17 protein-coding genes and 2 tRNA genes are annotated in these 20,191 nt (G+C 58.8%); 10 read left to right on the forward strand and 9 right to left on the reverse strand.

Annotation, left to right across the window (positions count from 1 at the left end):
* Position 1 precedes the first annotated feature (1 nt).
* Positions 2–427: a GNAT family N-acetyltransferase gene (locus C1722_RS02800; protein ID WP_102377896.1), complete on the reverse strand. Its 426-nt coding sequence runs from the start codon at positions 425–427 to the stop codon at positions 2–4.
* A gap of 279 nt (positions 428–706) precedes the next feature.
* Between C1722_RS02800 and argS the strand changes: the two genes are divergently transcribed.
* A complete protein-coding gene (argS, locus tag C1722_RS02805; protein WP_102377897.1) occupies positions 707–2,434 on the forward strand; it encodes an arginine--tRNA ligase in 1,728 nt (575 codons plus the stop codon).
* Between the two features lie 181 nt (positions 2,435–2,615).
* Here the strand turns inward: argS and C1722_RS02810 are convergent, their stop codons facing one another.
* Positions 2,616–4,667, reverse strand: coding sequence for a cation:proton antiporter (locus tag C1722_RS02810; RefSeq protein WP_102377898.1), 2,052 nt, complete (start codon positions 4,665–4,667; stop codon positions 2,616–2,618).
* A 334-nt stretch (positions 4,668–5,001) separates the two neighbouring features.
* Between C1722_RS02810 and C1722_RS02820 the strand changes: the two genes are divergently transcribed.
* Positions 5,002–5,913, forward strand: coding sequence for a diacylglycerol/lipid kinase family protein (locus C1722_RS02820; protein WP_102377900.1), 912 nt, complete (start codon positions 5,002–5,004; stop codon positions 5,911–5,913).
* A 3-nt stretch (positions 5,914–5,916) separates the two neighbouring features.
* On the opposite strand, the gene C1722_RS02825 is transcribed toward C1722_RS02820, so the two are convergent.
* Entirely contained in the window at positions 5,917–6,474 is a 558-nt protein-coding gene (locus C1722_RS02825; RefSeq protein ID WP_102377901.1) for a DUF1836 domain-containing protein, read from the reverse strand.
* 153 nt (positions 6,475–6,627) lie between these two features.
* Here C1722_RS02825 and C1722_RS02830 point away from each other — a divergent pair, with 153 nt between their 5' ends.
* On the forward strand, positions 6,628–7,488 hold the full coding sequence (locus tag C1722_RS02830) for a DegV family protein (RefSeq protein ID WP_102377902.1): 861 nt from the start codon (positions 6,628–6,630) through the stop codon (positions 7,486–7,488).
* Positions 7,489–7,496: 8 nt separating this feature from the next.
* Here C1722_RS02830 and C1722_RS02835 read toward each other — a convergent pair whose 3' ends face one another.
* Complete coding sequence (locus C1722_RS02835; protein ID WP_102377903.1) at positions 7,497–8,225, reverse strand: transglycosylase domain-containing protein; 729 nt, start codon at positions 8,223–8,225, stop codon at positions 7,497–7,499.
* Between the two features lie 327 nt (positions 8,226–8,552).
* On the opposite strand from C1722_RS02835, the gene C1722_RS02840 reads away from it, so the two are divergent.
* The 4 genes from C1722_RS02840 to C1722_RS02855 all read left to right on the forward strand — a co-directional run bounded on the left by C1722_RS02840 (position 8,553) and on the right by C1722_RS02855 (position 11,898).
* A tRNA-His gene (locus tag C1722_RS02840) sits at positions 8,553–8,629 on the forward strand.
* A gap of 84 nt (positions 8,630–8,713) precedes the next feature.
* A tRNA-Lys gene (locus C1722_RS02845) sits at positions 8,714–8,789 on the forward strand.
* 206 nt (positions 8,790–8,995) lie between these two features.
* A complete protein-coding gene (locus C1722_RS02850) occupies positions 8,996–9,916 on the forward strand; it encodes a LysR family transcriptional regulator (protein ID WP_180995012.1) in 921 nt (306 codons plus the stop codon).
* Positions 9,917–10,086: 170 nt separating this feature from the next.
* The gene (locus tag C1722_RS02855) at positions 10,087–11,898 is read left to right on the forward strand and encodes an FAD-dependent oxidoreductase (RefSeq protein WP_102377905.1); all 1,812 of its coding nucleotides are present in this window, start codon (positions 10,087–10,089) and stop codon (positions 11,896–11,898) included.
* A 73-nt stretch (positions 11,899–11,971) separates the two neighbouring features.
* On the opposite strand, the gene C1722_RS02860 is transcribed toward C1722_RS02855, so the two are convergent.
* Positions 11,972–12,403, reverse strand: a complete 432-nt coding sequence (locus C1722_RS02860) for a MarR family winged helix-turn-helix transcriptional regulator (RefSeq protein WP_102377906.1) — start codon at positions 12,401–12,403, stop codon at positions 11,972–11,974.
* Positions 12,404–12,540: 137 nt separating this feature from the next.
* On the reverse strand, positions 12,541–12,912 hold the full coding sequence (locus C1722_RS02865) for a hypothetical protein (protein ID WP_244902417.1): 372 nt from the start codon (positions 12,910–12,912) through the stop codon (positions 12,541–12,543).
* A gap of 305 nt (positions 12,913–13,217) precedes the next feature.
* Here C1722_RS02865 and C1722_RS02870 point away from each other — a divergent pair, with 305 nt between their 5' ends.
* Positions 13,218–13,793 (forward strand): DUF4230 domain-containing protein, encoded by a 576-nt coding sequence (locus C1722_RS02870; protein ID WP_102379503.1) that lies wholly within the window; start codon positions 13,218–13,220, stop codon positions 13,791–13,793.
* An 86-nt stretch (positions 13,794–13,879) separates the two neighbouring features.
* Here C1722_RS02870 and C1722_RS02875 read toward each other — a convergent pair whose 3' ends face one another.
* Both C1722_RS02875 and C1722_RS02880 read right to left on the reverse strand, forming a co-directional pair.
* Positions 13,880–15,985, reverse strand: coding sequence for an FtsX-like permease family protein (locus C1722_RS02875; RefSeq protein ID WP_244902418.1), 2,106 nt, complete (start codon positions 15,983–15,985; stop codon positions 13,880–13,882).
* Positions 15,963–16,745 (reverse strand): ABC transporter ATP-binding protein, encoded by a 783-nt coding sequence (locus C1722_RS02880; protein WP_102377907.1) that lies wholly within the window; start codon positions 16,743–16,745, stop codon positions 15,963–15,965. Before C1722_RS02880 ends, C1722_RS02875 begins: the two co-directional genes overlap by 23 nt.
* A 174-nt stretch (positions 16,746–16,919) precedes the next feature.
* Here C1722_RS02880 and C1722_RS02885 point away from each other — a divergent pair, with 174 nt between their 5' ends.
* Complete coding sequence (locus C1722_RS02885) at positions 16,920–17,657, forward strand: response regulator transcription factor (protein ID WP_102377908.1); 738 nt, start codon at positions 16,920–16,922, stop codon at positions 17,655–17,657.
* Positions 17,654–19,054: a sensor histidine kinase gene (locus C1722_RS02890; protein WP_102377909.1), complete on the forward strand. Its 1,401-nt coding sequence runs from the start codon at positions 17,654–17,656 to the stop codon at positions 19,052–19,054. The genes C1722_RS02885 and C1722_RS02890 overlap by 4 nt, the downstream gene beginning before the upstream one ends.
* Positions 19,055–19,134: 80 nt before the next feature.
* Here the strand turns inward: C1722_RS02890 and sstT are convergent.
* On the reverse strand, positions 19,135–20,191 hold a 1,057-nt coding region (gene sstT / locus C1722_RS02895), incomplete at its 5' end, for a serine/threonine transporter SstT (RefSeq protein ID WP_102377910.1).

A 20,191-nucleotide genomic window follows, 5' to 3' on the forward strand; every position in this document is an offset into this window, starting at 1 on the left:
CCTACAGCGCCTTCTTCATCCAGATGTGCTCGACGTGCTCATCGAGTTCGACATCCCCGTAGGATTCGTATCCGTAGCTTTCGTAGAACGGGGTGATGTAGCATTGTGCGTGCAGGTGCATCTCGCGTGCGCCGGCAATGTGCGCGCGAGCCTCCGATTCCTCGAGCAGCAGGCCTCCGTAGCCTCTCTTGCGGTGCTCGGGCAGAACGGCGAGGCGTCCGAAGATGTAGCGGCCGGGGTTTTCGGCATCGGGGAAGGTGCGCGCACATCCGACAAGCTCATCGTCGACGTACATCGTCACGTGCAACGTGGAAGCCTCTTCGTCGAGGTCTTCGAATTCGTTTTTGAATCCCTGCTCGTCCATGAATACGGCGGTGCGGACGGCAAACGCGTCGCGTTTGCAGCCGAGTTCGAAACGGATGGTCATGGTGCGCCTTTCGCTCGTACGGTTTACCGGAATCCATGGTAGGGCAACGCGGCATCGCGCGCAAACGGCGGACGTCTTAGCCGCTCGGGCGGAATGGCGCACTGCGGTGACCGCGCTTGTTTGAGCCCCTGCACAAGTGCCCTGGCTCGGCTTGCAGCGCGCACATCGGAGGTGCATGCGTACTTTATATGACGAGATGAATATGGGACTTTCCTGATCGTAAAGATGGTAAAATTAACTACAACTGTACGGTATCAGATAACGATTGAAAGAAGCATCATGCAAATTCGCGAACAACTTGAACTCGTGGTGAACGATGCCCTGAAAGACGCTTTGGCGAAAGGGGCTCTTGAACTGGAAGAAGCGCCTTCGGCGGCTTTGGAGCGTCCGCGCGACGAATCCAACGGCGACTGGGCTTCTACGGTGGCTATGCGCTGCGCGAAGCAGGCTAAAAAGAACCCCCGAGAAATCGCTCAGATCATCGTCGACCATCTTCCCGAGAACGACATGATCGAATCGGTCGAGATCGCAGGTCCCGGCTTCATCAACATACGCCTTGCGCCTGCGACGTACCAAAGCGTGCTCTCCGATGTGCTTGTGCAGAAGGACGACTACGGCAAGGGCGAGATCCCGCAAGGCATGCGCTATGTGAACCTCGAATACGTATCCGCTAACCCGACCGGCCCGATGCATGTCGGCCACGGCCGCTGGGCCGCACTCGGCGATGCTACGGCTCGCGTCATGCGCCATGCGGGCTACGATGTATACGAGGAGTTCTACATCAACGACGCCGGCGTGCAGATGGATCTGTTCGGCAAATCGGTGGCATGCCGCTACCTGCAGCTTTTGGGGCAGGACATCCCGATGATCGAGAACGGCTATGGCGGAAGCTACATCAAGGACATCGCCCAGAGCATCATCGACCGCGACGGCGACAAGTGGGTCGAAGCGGACGAGGAAACGCGCACGGTCGAGTTCCGCGAGTTCGCCTACGACCAGATGCTCCAGCTCATGAAGGACACCCTCGAGGGCTTCGGCAACCACTTCGACTGCTGGTTCTCCGAGCGCAGCCTCTACGTCGAGGGTCCCGACGGCACGAGCCCGGTTTCCCGTTCCATCAAGGCGATGGACGAGAAAGGCTACGTATACGAGAAGGACGGTGCCACGTGGTTCAAGTCGACGGCGTTCGACGACGAGAAGGATCGTGTCATGATCAAGGAGAACGGCGAGTTCACCTACTTCATGAGCGATGTGGCCTACCATTACGACAAGCTTTCGCGCGGGTTCGACCACCTTATCAACATCTGGGGTGCCGATCATCACGGCTACGTGAAGCGCTGCGAGGCCATGCTTGCAGCATGGGGCCGTCCGGGTGCGCTTGAGGTCATGCTCGGCCAGCTCGTGAACCTCTATCGTGACGGCGAGGCCGTCCGCATGTCGAAGCGTACCGGCGAGATGATCACGTTCGCCGAGCTCATCGACGAGGTCGGCGTTGACGCGACGCGCTATCTCATGCTGTCGCGCTCGCAGGACCAGCCGATCGACTTCGACATCGAGGTGGCCAAGAAGAAGGACTCGTCCAACCCTGTCTACTACGTGCAGTACGCCCATGCGCGCATCTGCTCGATCCTGCGCAAGGCGGCGCCTGCTGGAGACGCCGAGGCTGTTGTGGCGGGTACGAAGTCCATGGACGAACTGATCGGCAAGCTGTTCGCCGAGAAGGCCGATTTGACGCTTCTGACCCACGAGTCGGAACTTGCGCTCATGCGCAAGATGTCGGAGTTCGGCGAGCTCGTCGCCGACGCCGCACGCGATCGCGCCGCATTCCGCCTGACGCACTACGCACAGGATCTGGCGGCCTTGTTCCACCAGTTCTATACGAACTGCCATGTGCTCGGCGAGGACAAGGAGCTCGAGAAGGCGCGCCTTTCCCTTGTTAACGGTGCCCGTATCGTGCTTGCCAAGTCGCTCGATTTGCTGGGAGTTTCCGCGCCGGAGCAGATGTAGCAAGCCGCCTTCGCCGATGCGGGCGATCCACTCTGCAGTAAAAAACCGAGAAAGGACTCGAGAGGGTCCTTTCTTTATGCTCGGCCGCGCCTCAAACGGCCAACCGTTGCGAACCGAAAACCCATGCGGCGTTGACGCGAGGCCGTGCTGCAAGCCGAGACGCGAAACCGTGGGCCGCTGATTAAATGCGTTCCTCCAGGTCGATCTGCATCAGGTAGACGTTCTCGCGAAGCCGTTTCGCAGCGGCACGACTCAACCGGTCTGCGTCGTACATTGCCTGGATCTGCTCGAGTTCGAGCTTCAGACCCGTCTGCTCGACGACGGCGGCATCGGACATGCGTTTTGCGATGGAGGTGACGCTCGGCCTGGAAGCGCGCAGTGCGGCAAGCGTACGCTGGTACTCGAGAATGAGTTCGCTCACGTCCTCGGTGGGGGCGTCGGGGCTCGTCATCTCCTCGCGCAGCTTGGCAACCGCGTGGTTTCCGGTGGCAATCTGGAGGCTCCTCAGCTCCTCGGCGTTCTGCGAGGTGGTTTTGCCGGGCAGGGCATGGGTGATGCGCTGCCAGATCGCCTTGAAGAACAGACTGAATCGACGAAGCGTATTGCGGCGAACCCATCGGTATTCGTGCTGGTGTTTGATGAGGTTTTGAACATAGGCGAGGTGGTTGAGATGCTGGTAGCCGATGACGGGATCGATCTCGCCCTTATCGATGAGCTCGAGCGTGTAATCCTGCTCCCAGCGCAGCGCCTTGATGCGCAGCTCCTTGTTGGGTTCCACTTCGATGTCGTTCGTGTCTTTCAGACGGTTGATGCGATCGTTGTAGGATCGGATGATCTTTTGGGTGGCGCGCCTGTTCTCGGGCGTCTGTTTGGCCGTGAGCTCCTCGATGACCGCGCGGTAGATGTCGATGACGGCTTCCGATTCGTCTTCGTTGAGCACCGCCGTGCCTTTGTCCTTATCGGCTTTCGGCGCGATGAGCGGCACGATGAACGTGGCGATGAGCAGTGTGCAGATGATGACGCCCGAAGCGATGAATATGATCGAGCTTCGCTGGGGGAAGGCATTTCCGAGATCGCCGATCTGCGCAGGGATCGTCATGACGAGCGAGAGCGTGATGGCGCCGCGTGCACCTGAAAGCGTCATGACGAGCATGTCTCTCATATTGAGCTTGCCAAGCGTTTGCCGAGCGGGCCTCCTTCGCGCTTCGAACACGTTCATGGCGACGAGCCAGACGAAGCGGAGTACGTGGAGCGCTAACGTGATGAGCAGGATGTATCCCAAGAAATCCCAATTGGAGATCAACTCGTTGTCCCATCCGCCCCGCATCTGACCCGGAAGCTGTGCTCCGAGCAGTACGAACACGACGCCGTTCAGGGCAAACGAGAGCACCTTCCAGACGCTGTTCGAGACGATGTTAAGGCGGGAGACCTGCGGGTCCATCGTACGCGGGGGTATGATGCCGATGAGACCCGCCGCCACAACGGCGAGGATGCCGCTTGTGCCGAGCCCGTTCGCGACGAGGTAGACGATGAACGGGGTGAACACCTCGAAGAGCACGTGAAACGTCGTGTTCTCAAGGCCGAGGGAGCGCACCCTGCGGATAATGAAGTTCGCGAGGTATCCTAAGACGATGCCGATGAGAATGCCGCCGAAGAAGCTGAACACGAAGCTCACCGATGCGTCGAGAAACGAGAACGTGGCGGTTCCGGCCACCACGGCGGCTAGGGCGAACTGGAACGAGACGATGCCCGAGGCGTCGTTGACGAGCGACTCGGCTTCGAGCACGTTCTTCTGCTGCTTCTTGATGTTGATGTCTTTGGAAAGGGAGGCGACGGCGACCGCATCGGTTGGGCCGAGTGCGGCTCCGAGCGCGATCGCGGCCATAAGCGAAATGGAGGGGAGGAGCCAATTGATGAAGAATCCGGAGGCGATCGCCGCGACGATGACGAGCCCGACGGCAAGCGAGATGACGGGTCGTTTGTTTTTCCACAGCGATGCCTTGTCGATTCGCTTCGACTCGTCGTAGATGAGCGGAACGATGAAGATCACGATGAACAGATTCGGATCGATATCGATCTTGATGGTCGATTCGGCTGATTCTGAAACGAGTGCGATGATGACGCCGAGGCCGATTTGGATGAGGGGCGAGGAAACCTTGGGGACAACCTGGTCGATAACGGAAGACAGAAGGACGGCGGCGAGAACCAGTAATCCAATCTGCAATGCTTCCACGTGTCATGGCTCCCATCGTTGTCTGTTTTGCCCGTGCCGCGCTCGTCTATGCCGTCATGCGTCGAGCATGCTGCGGCACAGCGTTTTTCTGCAAAGGGAATGAACTGCTACCGTATGGTATTTTACCGTACAGGCGGGCTGATCATCGACGGGACAGAAAAGAATCGCATAACGTATTTCGCGTTGTTGCCGTACCGCGATTTCCGATTGCCCCGTTTGGCGAAGTGCGACCGTACCGATACGGCGGGAAACCTTTATACTGATAACGTATCTGTTTTCCGTCTGGCGTTTCGATGCGGCTGCGCATGCGAGCATCGGCGATAGGAGGATCCCCATGACGCACCTGGGCAAGACGCTGCTCGTCGCCAATCCCGTTGCCCAGAACGGCAACGGTGCCGCGGCTGCCCAACGAGCGGGAGATGAACTGCGCCGACTCCTTCCCGAGGGGTGCTTCGATCTCGTGATGACCGAGTATCCGCTCCACGGAAAGCGGATCGCCGGGCAGGCGACCGGATACGATAGCGTTGTTGCGCTCGGCGGCGACGGTTTGATCCACGAGGTGGCAAACGGGCTCATGTCCATCGACGAGGGCGCGCGCCCGGCGCTCGGCGTTCTGCCCATGGGGTCGGGCAACGATTATGCGCGAACGCTCGGTTTATCGTTCGACCTCGAAAAATCGTTGGCGCAGCTCGCTTCTGCCAGCCCTCGTCCTTTCGATCTCGGGATATGCAACGGCGAGTTCTTCGTTGAAACCCTTTCGTTCGGCCTCGATGCGGCCATAGCGCTCGATACGGTCGAGCGGAGGAAGCGCACGGGCAAGACGGGCACGCAGCTGTTCTTGGCGAGCGGCATCGATATGCTGCTCCACCAGCTGAAAGAGCATCGATTTACCGCGATCATCGATGGGGGCGAGCCCTTCTGCGGCGCGATGTTGATGTTCGCGGTGCAGATCGGCCCGACGTACGGAGGCGGTTTCAGGATATGCCCCGATGCGCGAACCGATGACGGACTGCTCGACCTGTGCATCGCGCATCCGCCGCTGGGCATTCCGAAGGCCGTGTTCATGTTCCTGCTTGCCAAAAACGCTCATCATACGGGATTCAAGCAGCTTGAGTTCAGGCGGGCCGCAACGCTTTCGCTTCGTTTCGACGGGCAGCCCCCAGCCCAAATCGATGGCGAACCCGTTCCCGCGGAGAAGTACGATATCGCGGTCGCACGCAAAGCGCTGTGCGTGCTTGCTCCTTGAGAATCAGGGGTTCGACGTGTTCGACTCCTCGGCGAGATCCATGGCCAACAGGCTCGCCTTGATGTAGAGCGTGTATGCGACGGCGGCTGTCGAGGCCTTGACGAGATCCCTTTCGAAATCGCCCGCGCCCGACGACCCCATAAGGCCGCAAGGCTGGCTTCCCTTGCCGCCGAACAGTGCGCGGACGGCGTCTTCGAAGGCGTCGCAGTAGTAGTCGTAGGCCACGGCGGTTTCAAAGCTCGCGATTTGCGAAGCGATGAGCTGCTCTATTTCGGCAATGGAGAACGTTTGCTTGAGCGTGCAGATGACGATCAGGTAGGCGATGTGGTCGCGCGTGTACTTCTTCGATCGGGCGGCGGCGAGTATTCCCTGCTTGACATAGTTGTTCACCATCGATGACGTGATGATCTTCTCGTTCCTGGCGTAGAGAGGGCCGAGCATTTCCTCAATGTACCCCAGCAGCTGATCCATGTACAGTTCGATGCGGGGGATTTCGCCGTAGCGGGGAAGGGCGAAACGCTCGAGGCGAGCGGCGTATTGCGTCTGTGCTACCGATACCATAGGGTTCTTTCCTTTTCTTTCGTGCAAGCGAAGAGCATACCAACCAAATCGTCATCAGTCAATTATGAGAATCGCTTGACATCAAGTTATTCAATCCGTAATCTAGTTTTTAATACTAGATAGTGTAATAACAAAAATCATTTAGGTAGGGTCATGAAAAACACCGAGATAGCTTTGATAGTCGATTCGTGCACCGATGTCCCCCAGGAGCTTATCGAATCGTACGGCATGTACGTGGTTCCCCTGACGGTCAACTACAGCGACGGGAGCTACCTCGACAAGGTCACCATCACGCCTCAGCAGGTTTACGATCGCTTTGCCGAAGAAATACCGACTACCTCGACTCCCACCCCCGCGTCCGCGAGGGAGGTTTTCGAGCGCGTTACTGCGGACGGGTATCGAAAAGCGGTGGTCGTAACCATTTCGAGCGGCCTTTCGGCGACGTACGAGCTGCTGTGCTCGACTGCGTTGGAATACCTCGAGCTCGAGACTGTCATCGTCGACACCAAGAACATCGGCATGGGGGCCGGACTTTCCGCCATCCGTGCCGCTCAGCTGATCGAGAAGGGCGTTCCGTTCAACGAGATGGCGGCTCGCATGGCAACGGTGGTCGAGAACACCAAAGTGTACTTCTGCGTCGATACCCTCGAGTACCTCCATAAGGGCGGCCGCATCGGGCTTGTCACCTTCGCCGTTGGCAGCCTCTTGGACATGCGACCCGTCATCAGCTGCAACGAGGAAGGCGTGTACTATACCGTCTCGAAAGCGCGAGGACGCAAGCAGTCGATCAAAAAGGCGCTTTCCGTCGCCGAGAAGTTCGCCTCCGGATTTTCCGAATGCGCGATCGCCGTCGTCAACGGAGATGCGGCCGAAGAGGCGCGGGAGGTTCTCGCCGAGATGAAAACGACGGTGCAGAACCACCGCGCCGTCTACGATGGGCAGATCAGCCCCGTGCTCGTCGTGCATACCGGTCCTGGTCTTATCGGGATCGGTGTGCAGGGGATCGTCGGTTAGCTGCACGCTCAGGCGGCGCATACGGCAAGCTCGCTCGCTTCCGAATCGGTTATCGCGCCGTGTTTCAGCATGGCGCCGACGACTTGCTGCTGTCGCTGGCGCGCGAGCTCGGGGTTTTCATTTGGAGCATAGGCCGACGGCGCGTTGGGCACGCCTGCCATAAGCGTGCATTCGCAGTCGCTCATGGCCCTGGCGTCTTTGGCTAAGTATCCCTCGGCAGCGTTGCCGATGCCGTAGTGGCCTTCGCCGAAATAGATCGAGTTCACGTAGAGTTCGAGGATCTCGTCTTTACCGAATCGCTGCTCTATGGCTATCGCCATGAACATTTCGGCTACCTTGCGTTCCATGTCTTGCTCTTGCGTGAAAAACTGGTTTTTGGCGAGCTGTTGGGTTATCGTGCTTCCTCCCTCTACGATGTCTCCTGCTTTGACGTTGTGGGCGAGGGCTCGCGTTGCGGCGATGAGGTCGACGCCGGGATGCCGGTAAAAACGGTGGTCTTCGACCGCCACAACGGCGTCGAGGTAGCATTCCGGCAACTCTTCAAGCGGCGTAAAGCCCGGGGCTTCGCGTATGGACGATGCCATCTCGCTGAGGCTCGTTCGATCGAGCGCCTCGCGGAACATGTTGAACCCTCGCGATCCGAAATAGAGCACGATGCAGATGACGAGGATTCCCAGCACGACGAGCATGCTCTTGCATGCCTGAAGAATCCAACTCGAATCGTTTCGCGAAGCCATGGGTCTCCTTGCTCTGGAAGCTGCCTGATTTGACGATCGCGGGTTCCGTAAACGGGTGCGGGCATGCTGCGATCGCGTTTTATGCTCCTCTAGGTATACCAAGGCCACCTTGCGACATCCTTACGAAGACATATCGGCTTGATGACAGAAGCTCCGGGATCGTTGTCGGATGGGGTTGCGGTATTCGGCGACGAGAAGCCGCCAGGGCAGGCGACCGGTTTGCTCTTGCTCGCAGCAGGCCAGGCGTAAAAAACCTAATTTTATCGGTATGGAAATTCGGTCTTGCGCAGCCGATGCAAAACCCCTATACTAATCGCTTGCGCCTTGGTGGCTATAGTTCAGTTGGCTAGAACGCCAGATTGTGGCTCTGGAGGTCGTCGGTTCGAGTCCGATTAGCCACCCCAGCGCATTTTTTGAAAACTGCTTGCACGATTCCCGAGCTTGCATTACAATAGCTCGGCGCGATTGTGCAGTTGAAAGCGCACTATGGACCGTTAGCTTAGTTGGTAGAGCAGGGGACTCTTAATCCCAAGGTCGAAGGTTCGAATCCTTCACGGTCCACCATCGAATTTATGAGCCGGGGCATGCGCCTCGGCTTTTTTTGTTCGCCCTCGCCTTTGTGTCGTGGCATTTTGAGCCGATGTCGCTCGTTAAAGTATGAGATACTTAAAACGCTTCGTACCCGACCTTGTCGGCGAAGCTTCGGGGTCTGCGGCTGTGGGGATGACGGTCGCGCTTTCTTTGGAACGGGCAAGCAGGGAGTCGTTTCTATGGAGATGGATTATCTGAAAGAGTTCATCGTGTTTTCCAAGACGATGAGTTATTCGAAAGCCGCTTCCGATCTGTTCATGTCGCAGCCCACGTTGAGGGCGCACATGAAGGCCATCGAAGAGGAAATCGGTTCTCCCTTGACGTATAGGAGGCAGGAGAGAACCGACCTGTCCCCGGTAGGCAAGCTTCTTCTTAAAAAAGCCGAGGAGATCGTCGCCTACACCGAAGATGCGCTTGCCGAGTGCCGAGAATACGCCAAGAGCGTTTCGTCTCTCTTGGTAAGCGATCTCGGATATCCGCCGTTTGTCGAGGCTCTGACCGAAACGAAGCATGCTTACTCGAAGGCATATCCGGGAAAGTACATTGAGCTTAGGTTGTCTTCCGGAATGGGTTCGAACCTTGAGTCGGTGGAGAGCGGGAAGGTGGATCTGGCCTTGTTTTCGTATATCAGAGAGGATCCCGATCGCTGCGTCGTTGAGCTTCCCGGTCTTCCGTCGCATGTACGTGCGGTGTACTACGGTGCGGCGGAGATGTTTTTCTGGGCGTCGAAGGAGAATCCGATCTTCGATAAAGACGGCATCAAAGCTGCTGATTTGTCTGGGCAAACGCTTGTGGTGGGGCATTCGGAAAACATGGCTCGAGCGGGGAGGCTCGTATCTTGCGCTTTCGAAGCGAAAGGCGTATCGATCGGTGTAAGCGAGTGTCCGTTTTCGAGCTATTCCGAGTACCGTATATCGGGGACGGGCGAGACGTTTGGAATTACCCATCGAGAGCCCATGGCGAGCAATCGGGGTTTGAGAATCTTTCGGGTCGAAGATATGCCTGCATGGAGCGACTTGTTCGTTCTCGTGAACAACCAAACGGTGACTCAGTTCGGTATGGATTTTCTCAATCTCCTGCAATCGCGAGAATCCGATTGATTTTGGCGATCACGGGAGAAAATCTGTTTTAGCCTGAGGAAAACTGTTTTTCATACGGGGAGGATAATCGAAATACCGTGCTCCTTGTCCCTTTTCTCACGGGCCTCATGCCGCCCGTACAATTTGAGACGGCCTTTTGACGGGCCCATCGAAAGAGGAAGGGGAATAACATGAAGAAAGAGGACCATGGCGGCGCGTTCGTATTGAATCGTCGAAGCTTTCTCAAAGGAGCTGCCTCGCTGGGCGTTGCGGCTGCTGCGGGATCTGCGCTTGCGGGGTGCGCTGCTCCTAAAGAAACATCCAGGGAAGCCGGTTCGGGTGGGGACGACGCGGCCAGGGCATTTGCTGCCGAGGCTGAACCGATTGAGCCAGTCGATCCGCCTGATACGTGGGACCATGAGGTCGACGTCGTAGTGGTTGGTTCGGGTGGCGGCGGAATGGCGTCATCGATCAGGCTTGCCCTCGAGGGCTACACCGTTGCCTTGCTTGAAAAGGACACGACGACGGGTGGAGCGTCTCGCTATTCAGGGCATTTCGTTAATTTCGGCGGTCATAAGATGGCGAACGAGGCTGGATGGGCGTATCCGGCATATCCCTACGATCCGGATGCGATCGTTGAATACTTGAACGATCTCTGGCAGCAAAGCGCCGATACGGAGCTGCTCCGCGCTCAGGCGGTCGAGGGACCGAAATGCATCGATTGGATGGCCGACGAGCTCGGAGTTCCGTGGGCGCCGGCCGACAGCAGTCCGAGTGGGATGCGAAGCCTTCATTGGGATGGTCAGATCACGAAAACGAATGCGATCAAAATCAACGACCACACCTTCACGTATCTCACGGATTTTGCATCTGAAAAAGGGGTTGATATTCGTTTGGGGAACGAAGCGAAGGCTCTTGTGGTTGAAGAAGGCAGAGTTGTGGGAGTAAAGGTTGCCGTCGACGGAGCAGAGGAGTACATCCACGCTCCCAAGGGCGTCGTCCTTACGGCGGGAGGCTTTGAGATGAATCGTCCTATGCTAAAAAAGTACCTGCCTTCGAGCTACGATGGCTTTGCTAACGTACCCTGCCCCCCGTGCAATACGGGCGAATGCATACGCATGGGCATCGGCGTCGGCGCCGATATGGCGGGATACGATTCCTCGCATTGCTATGACGGGGGAGTGTGGTGGAAGGATTACGACGAGTACGAAACGCGGATGACCGCTCATGTCAACAAAGACGGTAACCAGGCATTGCGCCAACCGTGGTTGCTTATCAACGAGACCGGTGCACGCGTTCCCTATCTCGGCACTACCTATGTGCCGTATCCCTACGCCCCGTCGGGGTCACCCTACGTGTTCGGGCTCACCGATCAGGCGGTGGTCGAGCTGTCGCAGCCTGGACGGAAGACGTACGTGTGCTTCGACTCGCAATACGAGGAACTGGTTACGGCAAACTATTTTAAGCAGGGGGTTTGCCGTGTCGGAAAAATCATTCCCGAAGACGATCCGTTTGTCGACAGAGTGCCCGAATGGCAAAGGGATTGGCGTACCGCATTCCAGATCATGATCGACGAAGGCGTGGTTAAGAAATGCGATACCATCGAAGAGCTCGAAGAGGCTCTCGGGCTGGGAAGCGGACTGCTTGTCGAAGCCGTACGAGAATGGAACGAGGCATGCGAAGCAGGCGAGGATTCGATGCCGACCTTTAAGTACGATCCCGAATGGCTCATCCCCATTTCGAAGCCTCCCTATTACGGGTCGAAGCTTGGGGGGAACGTATTCACAACGAAGTGCGGATTGCGAATCAACCCGAAGATGCAGGTGATCAATACCGAGGGATCCGTTATCCCGGGATTGTACGCTGGTTGGCATACGGCGGGCGGCGCGAATGGCGAATCGAACATAGCGGGCAAGCCGTTCGGCGGCATGTACGGCGATGTGTGCCAGTCGTTTGTCGGCGGCTATATGGCGGCAGGTGCGATCATCGAAGCCGGTAAATAGAGGTTCGCGGAGTATGCAGCGGCTGCCGCTTTCGCGCGGCAGCCGCTGATCTTTAGCTCGGATCGGCTGCCGTCTACAGCTCGAAGGTCATGATGTAGCCGTCTTCCTCGAGAATGGCGTCTACCACGCGGACGAATGCCGCCATGTCCTCTTCCGGAATTGCCTCGGCGTAACGCGCCTGGACGCCGTCGAGGTGCTTCTTCACTCGGCTGGTGAGCTCTCTTCCCTCGTCGGTGAGCACGATGCGAAGGCGCCGCCCGTCGTTGGGATCCTGCTGGGCGAGCGTGCAGCCGTGATCCTCGAGGAGCGAGACGAGCACTCTGACGTTTTGATAGGAGCACCGCAGGCGATCGGCGAACTCTCCCAATGTCGGCGGGTTCTCGTATGTGGCAAGCGCTGCCATCATCATGAGCTGCCGTCCGGTATAGGGTCCTATCGCGGCGCGGTTTTCGTCCTCGACGCGCTCATGGAGGCGCTCGAGGCTGTCGATGAAGTATTCGACCATGTATCCACCTTCCCCCGAAGATGGCTCATTGTACCCATAATTAGTATGATATTACTAAAATGTTTGAAATCGGTTACCTGCTCGGCTGGATCCGAGCGACGTTCATGCGGGATCCGCGCGCTTTCCCGCCTCGAGCTTTACAGCCATTTTTTACCGGCTCGGCGCTTCCGTGGCTTTTTCGGTTCTCGGAAATCGAGCTCGATCTGGTCGCCGCACAGCTCGTCCTTCTTCTTTTTGAGCTTTACCTCATCGATGACCCAGCTCACGGCATCCTTGCCGAACAATTCGAGCATTCTGATTCGGGCATCGTGGGCGTTCTTCTTCGAAGAAGCGCGGTGCTCGCTCTCGAATTCGAAATACCCTTTGGTGGGAGATTCGGTGACGGGGGAGGTGTAGTGCGCGACGTAGGTTTGGACGCCCGGCTCCTCGGGAGGCGTTGCGACCGGTGCGGTCTTGCCTCCGATATCGTCGGGTTCGAGATCGAACAGCGTGTCGATCGTTTCGTCCATCCCAATCCTCTCTTCGCGTTGCCGTATAGGGGTATTGTACCAGCAACTCGAGCACAGCCGAACGGTCTCCGTAAAGCCTCCGCGTGCGGGTTTCAGCGGGATGCACCCGCTTCGGCAAGACGGGCTGCGATGCCACTGGCGGCGTTCGGTTCCGGGTTCGTGCACGGGATGCTCGCTGCACGTTATATGGGGGTGATCCGGTGACGGTTTGGCATCCATTGGTTGAGGGGGATCACCGAGCGCGAAACACATGGTATGGTATGCATGAGAAAACGCATGTCAAAGCGAGAGAAAGATACAACAGCATGAAGAAGATTCTTATCGGCATCGGGGCCGTTGCCTTGGTGGTGCTCGGTTTTGTGGGTTCGCAGGTATGGAACAAGGCTATGGAGCCGAGCGTTTCGCTTTCGGCTACTTCGATACAGGAGCAGCTGACCGAGACGAGCGAGCTCGCCACCGCCAAACTCGAATATCGGGGTCTCGTGCGCTACGAGAACGGCGATATAGACTTCCTGACGAAAAAGGGATTCACGATGGTCTACGACGCGGAAGTGAAGGCGGGCGTCGATCTGTCCCAGGCTTCCGTCGACGTCAACGGCCGTTCGATCACGGTACAGCTCCCGATGGCGGAGGTGCAGAGCATTTCGATCGATCCCGACTCCATCGAGTTCTACGATGAATCGTTCGCGCTTTTCAACTGGGAGAACAAACAGGATACGACCGAGGCGCTCGTTCTTGCGAAAGACGATGCCGAAGGCAAGGTCGATCAGGTCAGCATGATCGAGCAGGCGAACGGCCAGGCGAAAACGGTTGTCGAATCGCTGCTCGCTCCCTTTACCCAAGGGGATAATGCCTATACGCTGACCGTCGTGCAGCAGTAACCCTTCGTCCGGGCGCCCATTCGCGCTTGGCGGTCTCCCGCCCGGCACAATCGGTGCGCCGGGCGGGCGGGAGCATGGCTGCAGCGCTACGCCGATCGGGCAAGCTGCTTTGCACTCAGGTAGGTGAGCAGGAAATACGCGCCGTACACGACGAGGAACGAGGCTGCGCACACGATGGCCATCTGTCCGATATCGAGGTGCCCGAACACCGCAACGACGTCGGTTACTACGATAAGCGCGCAGACCGAGTGGGCGATGGCAAGCACGAGCGGGAAGGCAAAGTAGATGGCTATCTGCGCAAAGAGCGCTCGGCTGATCATCGGTTCGGGGGTACCGAGCTTGCGGAGCAGGCTGTAGCGACGGGCGTTGTCGCTCGCTTCGGAGAGCTGCTGGATCGCGAGGATGGCCGCGCATGCCATGACGAGCACGAAGCCGATGTAGACGGCGAGGTAGGCGATGATGGTCGAGAGGCCGACGCTTTGCTCGAGCACCATAGTGCGCGTGAGGGAAACCGTGATGGGCCAGGTGTCGGGCTCGGTTGTGCTTTCGATCGCGCCGCAGAGGTCGCCGAATTGCTGCTCGGCGTCAACCGATGCGCAGCGCACGTCGAGCAGCGAGTACATGCGCTCGACGGTTTCGGGCATCGCTTCGTCGGGGATCACGAGCGCACCGGTGTTCATGGGTGCCGATGTCGTTTCGAGGCACTGATCCGAGAATTGCGTCAGCACGAGCGATTCGCCTCCGATGGTGAGCGAAGGCCGCTTTTCGACGAGGTCGCGGTAGTAGTCGGCGAGCATGTCCGAGTCGGCGATGACGGCGCACGTTTTGTCGTCGAGCGATATGGGGTCTTTGCCGGCGAGTTGGAGGGCGTCGTTGACTTGCGAGAGGGAAAGCAGGTAGACCGGATAGATGCCGTAGTTCTCGCTGACGACTCCGCCCGCGTAGTCCTTGATCGTTTTGCCGAGCGCTTCGTCGAGGTCTCCCATCGTGAGGTTGCCCGCGGTGTCCACCATGAAGTCGAGCTGCACTGATTCGCTTACCAGCTCATCGTAGGGCTTACCTCCGAGCGTGGCGGCGCTTTCGCTCAAGCCTTGGGCCATATCGTAGTCTTTCGATGCCGCAAAAGCGCCGAATTCGCCAAGATCAGCGGGTACGTATCCCGTTTCGGCGTTGTAGTTTCCGAAAACCGTCCGCACCGAGGCGTCGTATCCCGTGGTCTTCTCGATGCCCGCCATCAGCGTATTGCAGATGCCAATGCCGCCGCATACGCTCGTGATGGCGAGAAACAGCGTGATGCAGACGACCGACATGGAGAGAAACGCCGTGTTGATTTTGCTGTTGAGTTGGCGCAGGGTGAACATGTTGAGCCCTCGCAGGTAGAGCGGGCGAGCGAGTTGCACGAGGCGAAGGAGAAATCCTGATAGCGAGTAGAAGAACAGCACCGTGCCAACGCAGACGAGCACGGTGGCCGCGGCGAACTCGGGCGACGGTTCGAGCAGCCCGTTGTCGACGAGGAGCATGTAGGATATTCCGATGATGATGCAGGACACGATAAAGAGCACAAGCGAGAGCGGGAGGCTGCGCAGCTTCATCTCCTCGTTTTTACTGTCGGCGTGCATGAGGTCGATGAGCTTCGATTTCATGATCGTGCGTGAATTGGCGAGCGCGGCAACGAGGAAGATGGCGGCGAACACGGCGACCGTCTTGATCGCGGCCCCGGTTGAGAAGCCGAACGTGAATCCGGGCACTTCGGTGGCGAACAGGGCTGCGGTCAGATACAGGAGCGCCTGCGAAAACAGGATGCCGAGCAAAAGGCCTCCCGCGAGCGACACTGCGCCAACGATGAGCGTTTCAAGCGCGGTGATCCTGATCACGTCGGATTGCCGCATGCCCAGGCACAGGTACATGCCGAATTCCTTCTTCCTGCGCCTGATGAGGAATCGGTCCGCGTATATGACGAGAAACGCGAGGATCACGATGATGAACACCGACACGCCGTTGATGACGATGCCCAAGAGCTCCATCATCTTGTTTGCGGTGCCGAGAAACTCGATCGCCTCCTGATCGGTGATAGAGTTGAATGCGTAGAACACGGCAACCCCGAGCAGGATCGTGATGAAGTAGACGCCGAAATCGCGGAGGGATTTACGGACGTTGCCGAACGCGAGCTTAGCATGCATCGGCCCGATCACCCCCGATCCTCGAAGTGATTGCCACGATCTCGCCGAAGAACGCCGTACGGTCTTTGTGCCCGCGCTGAAGCTGGCCCCAGAGCTTCCCGTCCTTGATGAAGACGATGCGTCCGCAGTAACTTGCCGTAACCGGATCGTGCGTAACCATGAGCAAGGTTGCACCGAGGCTGTTGAGCAGGTCGAACGAATCGAGGAGTTGGGCTGCCGATTTGGAATCGAGCGCCCCTGTGGGCTCGTCGGCGAGGATGAGGCTTGGATGACCGACGGTTGCCCGAGCTGCGGCGACGCGCTGTTTTTGGCCGCCCGAGAGCTGATAGGGATACTTGCCGAGCGTATCGGAGATCGAAAGCTGTTCGGCTACGGCGCGAACCCTGCTGTCGATTTCGCCGGCTGCAACCTTCTTTATGGTGAGGGCGAGCGCGATGTTCTCGAAGGCCGTAAGCGTATCGAGCAGGTTCGAATCCTGGAACACGAACCCGAGCCTGTCGCGTCGGAACGTCGAAAGTTCTTTGGCGTTGAGTTTCGTTACGTCCTGCCCGTCGATCGAGATGCGTCCCGCCGTGGGGGTGTCGATGGTGGCGATGCAGTTGAGCAACGTGCTCTTGCCCGAGCCCGACGGACCCATGATTCCCACGTACTCGCCCGCTTCGACGAGGAAGCTCACATCGTCGAGGGCGAGTGTCGAGGATCCCTCCCTCTTCGCGTTCGTTCCGTATCGCTTGGAGATGTTGCTGACTTCCAGTAACCCGTGGTGCGCCATATGCGTTCCCTTCTTCGATCGCCTGAGATGATCCAGACGTTGCCGTTGACCTCTCAAGCCTATCGATCGTGCTTTACGGCGCCCTTCGCGCTTCCTTACATCTTCCTTACTTCGTTTACCGACGCTGCCGCGCGGGCCGTCGGCATGGTTTAATACGTACGGAGGCTGGTGCATATGAACAACGAAGAGGCATACCTTTCGCGCAAGCGCATCGTGCTCGTCGATGACGAGCCCGGATTGCTGCGCATGCTTGAAACGATCCTCACCCAGGCGGGGTTTCAAAACGTGCTTGCGTTCGGCGGCCCCCGGGAGGTGCTCGCGTACTGCGAGGGCGAGCGCGGCCAGGCCGAGCCTGCGCACCTGTTCGTGCTCGACGTCATGATGCCCGGGATGGACGGCTTTGCACTGCTGTCGAACCTCCGCCAAATCGGCTGCTACGCGAAAACGCCCGCGATGTTTCTTACCGCGAAAGACGAGCCGAACGATCGGCTTTCGGGACTCGGCCTCGGAGCCGACGACTACATTCCCAAGCCGTTTCTGCCCCAGGAGCTTATTCTGCGCATCAAGGCGGTTCTCAGGCGCTGCTACGCCGACGAGAATCCGATGCTCGATCTGGCCGCGTGCCGCGTCGACCTCTCGAATGCGGAGGTTTTGCGCGACGACGGGACAACCGCGATGCTGACGGCTAAAGAGCATGAGATATTAAGCGTGCTCGCACGCAATGCGGGCAGGATCGTTACGATCGACGCCATATGCGATGCATGCTGGGGTACGGCGTTCGGCTACGAGAACTCGCTCATGGCGCATATTCGCCGCCTGCGCGAAAAAATCGAATCCGATCCCTCTGCCCCCGTTGCGCTCGTGACGGTCAAGGGGCTCGGCTACAAGCTCATCGAGGGCGGGTCGTCGTGAAAGACTTCCCCAAGTTCTTTTCGAAGCAGCTGCTCGCGTTCGCCGCGCTTGCCTTTCTGATCGTGATCATCGATCTCGTACTCTACGTCGTGATCGCCGTGTACGAGTCCGACACGAACTTCGCAGAGCCCTCGAACATCGTGAAAACCGTTTCGGCCGATTTGGCGATCGAGGACGACGGGGACGGTTACGCCTTCGACACCGAGGCGGCGCGCCTGCTCGACGAAAATGACGCATGGGCGCTGCTGCTCGACGAGAGCGGAAGCGTCGTATGGAAGTACAAGCCGCCCGACGAGGTGGTCAAGCAGTACTCGGTCAACGATATCGCCCTGTTCTCCCACTACGGCTACATCGAAGACCGGCCCATATTCATATGGTCTCGCGATGACGGGCTGCTGGTCGTCGGCTTCCCCGAAACGAGCTACGCGATGTACTCTGCGATGGGGTTTCCCCGCGAAGCGATGAGCCGCGTGCCGATGTACGTCCTGCTGGTCCTGACGGCCGATCTGATCATCTTCTTCGCAGCCTACATGCTGTCGAAGCGCCGCACGGTGAAGAGCATCGCTCCGCTCACCGAAGCGCTCGAGGGGCTTTCGTCCGGGCAGGCGGTGCGGGTGAGCCTGGGCGGCGATTTGCGCGAAGTGGGGGAACGCATCAACGAGACGTCGGAGATCATCAGGAAGAAAGACAACGCGCGTGACAGTTGGATCAGGGGCATTTCGCATGATATTCGCACGCCCTTGTCGATGATCACCGGGTATGCCGACGGGATAGCGAAAGACGAGAGCGCACCTGTTCGCGTACGCGACGACGCCGCGATCATTCGCGCCCAAGGGATGAGGATCAAGGATCTCGTCATCGACCTGAATGCGGCCTCTCAGCTCGAATACGACATGCAACCCTTGAATGTCGAGGAGGTTCGCGTTGCGGGTTTGCTGCGCGAGATCGTCGCCGATTACCTCAACGGCGGTTTGCCCGAGAAGTACGATCTCGGCCTTACGGTCGATGGGGCGGCCCAGGACCTGGTGCTGGTGGGCGATTCCCGCCTCGTGAGGCGCGCGGTGCAGAATCTCGTGCAGAACGCCATGGGCCATAATCCGCAAGGCTGTGCGATCGAGGTCGGTCTGCACGCGAAGAGGGACGGGTCGGCCGAGTACTGCTCGATCACGGTATCCGATACGGGGCGGGGTATGCCGACGAACGATCTCGTGCTGCTCCAAAGCAGGATTCTCCAGTCGGCGGCGAGTTCGTCAACCGATCGATCGCCGGAGCCGCACGGCCTCGGCCTCGTGCTGGTCGAGAAGATCGTGCGGGCTCACGGCGGCGTCATGCAGTTGACGAGCGAGGCGGGCGCGGGGTTTTCGGCGAAGCTGTACCTTCCCATGCGCCATGCGTGAGCGCAGGGAAAGGGCCCGGTAGCATTCGCCTTCGCGGTGCTGCCGGGCCCTCGTTCGGTTCCGTATGCGTACGATCCGACCTAGTCGAACGCCTTCGTCTCTTCGGCGGGATCGGATTGGTCGGTGAAGGCGCCGGCAATGTAGCTCTTGCCTTCCTTGTTCCAGGTGCGGTATTCGGCCGTTGCGGTGAACAGCACGTCGGAAGACGAGTTGAGCGCCGTTTCGCAGGAATCTTGGATCACGCCGATGATGAAGCCGATGGCGACGACCTGCATGGCGATGTCGTTGCCGATGCCGAAAAGCGAGCAGGCGAGCGGGATGAGCAGAAGCGATCCGCCAGCAACGCCCGAGGCGCCGCAAGCCGATACGGCGGCAAGCACGCACAGGATGACGGCGGTCGGCAGATCGACGGCGATGTCGAGCGTGTTGGCTGCGGCCATGGTCATGACGGCGATGGTCACGGCGGCGCCGGCCATGGTGATGGTCGCGCCGAGCGGGATCGATACGGAGTAGTTGTCCTTGTCGAGGCCGAGCTTGCGGCAAAGCTCCATGTTCACGGGTATGTTCGCCGCAGAGCTGCGCGTGAAGAACGCCGTGATGCCGCTGTCTTTCAGGCAGCGCAGAACAAGCGGGTAGGGGTTCTTTCGGATGCCGAGGAACACGATGAGCGGATTGGTGACGAGCGCGATGAAGATCATGCAGCCGACGAGCACGAGCAAAAGCTGACCGTATTCGGTGAATATCTCGAGGCCGCTTGTCGATACCGACGTATACACGAGTCCGAGGATGCCGAAGGGGGCGAAGCCGATGACCCAGCGGACGACCTGCGATACGGCGTCGGAGATGCTTGTGAATACACCCTTCGTGCTTTCGCTGGCGATGCGCAGGGCGATGCCGAGCACGGCTGCCCAGGCGAGGATGCCGACGTAATTTGCGCTCATGAGCGCGTTCACGGGATTGTCGACCACGTTCATGATGACGGTGGTGAGCACTTCGCCGATGCCGCTCGGAGACGATTGGTCGACCGCCTCGGTGAGCGTGAGCGTGAGCGGGAACAGGAAGCTCGCGGCAACGGCTACGAGCGCGGCAACGAGCGTGCTGATGACGTAGAGGACGACGACGGTTTTCATGGAGCCG

The sequence above is a fragment of the Raoultibacter timonensis genome (assembly GCF_900240215.1).
Lineage (GTDB): Bacteria > Actinomycetota > Coriobacteriia > Coriobacteriales > Eggerthellaceae > Raoultibacter > Raoultibacter timonensis.

What these genes read in the sequence shown, in the direction of transcription:
- C1722_RS02880 (WP_102377907.1), bottom strand. Translation starts at nt 16,745, where the DNA reads ATGGCGCACCACGGGTTACTGGAAGTCAGCAACATCTCCAAGCGATAC.
- C1722_RS02800 (WP_102377896.1), bottom strand. Translation starts at nt 427, where the DNA reads ATGACCATCCGTTTCGAACTCGGCTGCAAACGCGACGCGTTTGCCGTC.
- C1722_RS02860 (WP_102377906.1), bottom strand. Translation starts at nt 12,403, where the DNA reads ATGGTCGAATACTTCATCGACAGCCTCGAGCGCCTCCATGAGCGCGTC.
- C1722_RS02870 (WP_102379503.1), top strand. Translation starts at nt 13,218, where the DNA reads ATGAAGAAGATTCTTATCGGCATCGGGGCCGTTGCCTTGGTGGTGCTC.
- argS (WP_102377897.1), top strand. Translation starts at nt 707, where the DNA reads ATGCAAATTCGCGAACAACTTGAACTCGTGGTGAACGATGCCCTGAAA.
- C1722_RS02820 (WP_102377900.1), top strand. Translation starts at nt 5,002, where the DNA reads ATGACGCACCTGGGCAAGACGCTGCTCGTCGCCAATCCCGTTGCCCAG.
- C1722_RS02850 (WP_180995012.1), top strand. Translation starts at nt 8,996, where the DNA reads ATGGAGATGGATTATCTGAAAGAGTTCATCGTGTTTTCCAAGACGATG.
- C1722_RS02865 (WP_244902417.1), bottom strand. Translation starts at nt 12,912, where the DNA reads ATGGACGAAACGATCGACACGCTGTTCGATCTCGAACCCGACGATATC.
- C1722_RS02830 (WP_102377902.1), top strand. Translation starts at nt 6,628, where the DNA reads ATGAAAAACACCGAGATAGCTTTGATAGTCGATTCGTGCACCGATGTC.
- C1722_RS02835 (WP_102377903.1), bottom strand. Translation starts at nt 8,225, where the DNA reads ATGGCTTCGCGAAACGATTCGAGTTGGATTCTTCAGGCATGCAAGAGC.
- C1722_RS02885 (WP_102377908.1), top strand. Translation starts at nt 16,920, where the DNA reads ATGAACAACGAAGAGGCATACCTTTCGCGCAAGCGCATCGTGCTCGTC.
- C1722_RS02825 (WP_102377901.1), bottom strand. Translation starts at nt 6,474, where the DNA reads ATGGTATCGGTAGCACAGACGCAATACGCCGCTCGCCTCGAGCGTTTC.
- C1722_RS02855 (WP_102377905.1), top strand. Translation starts at nt 10,087, where the DNA reads ATGAAGAAAGAGGACCATGGCGGCGCGTTCGTATTGAATCGTCGAAGC.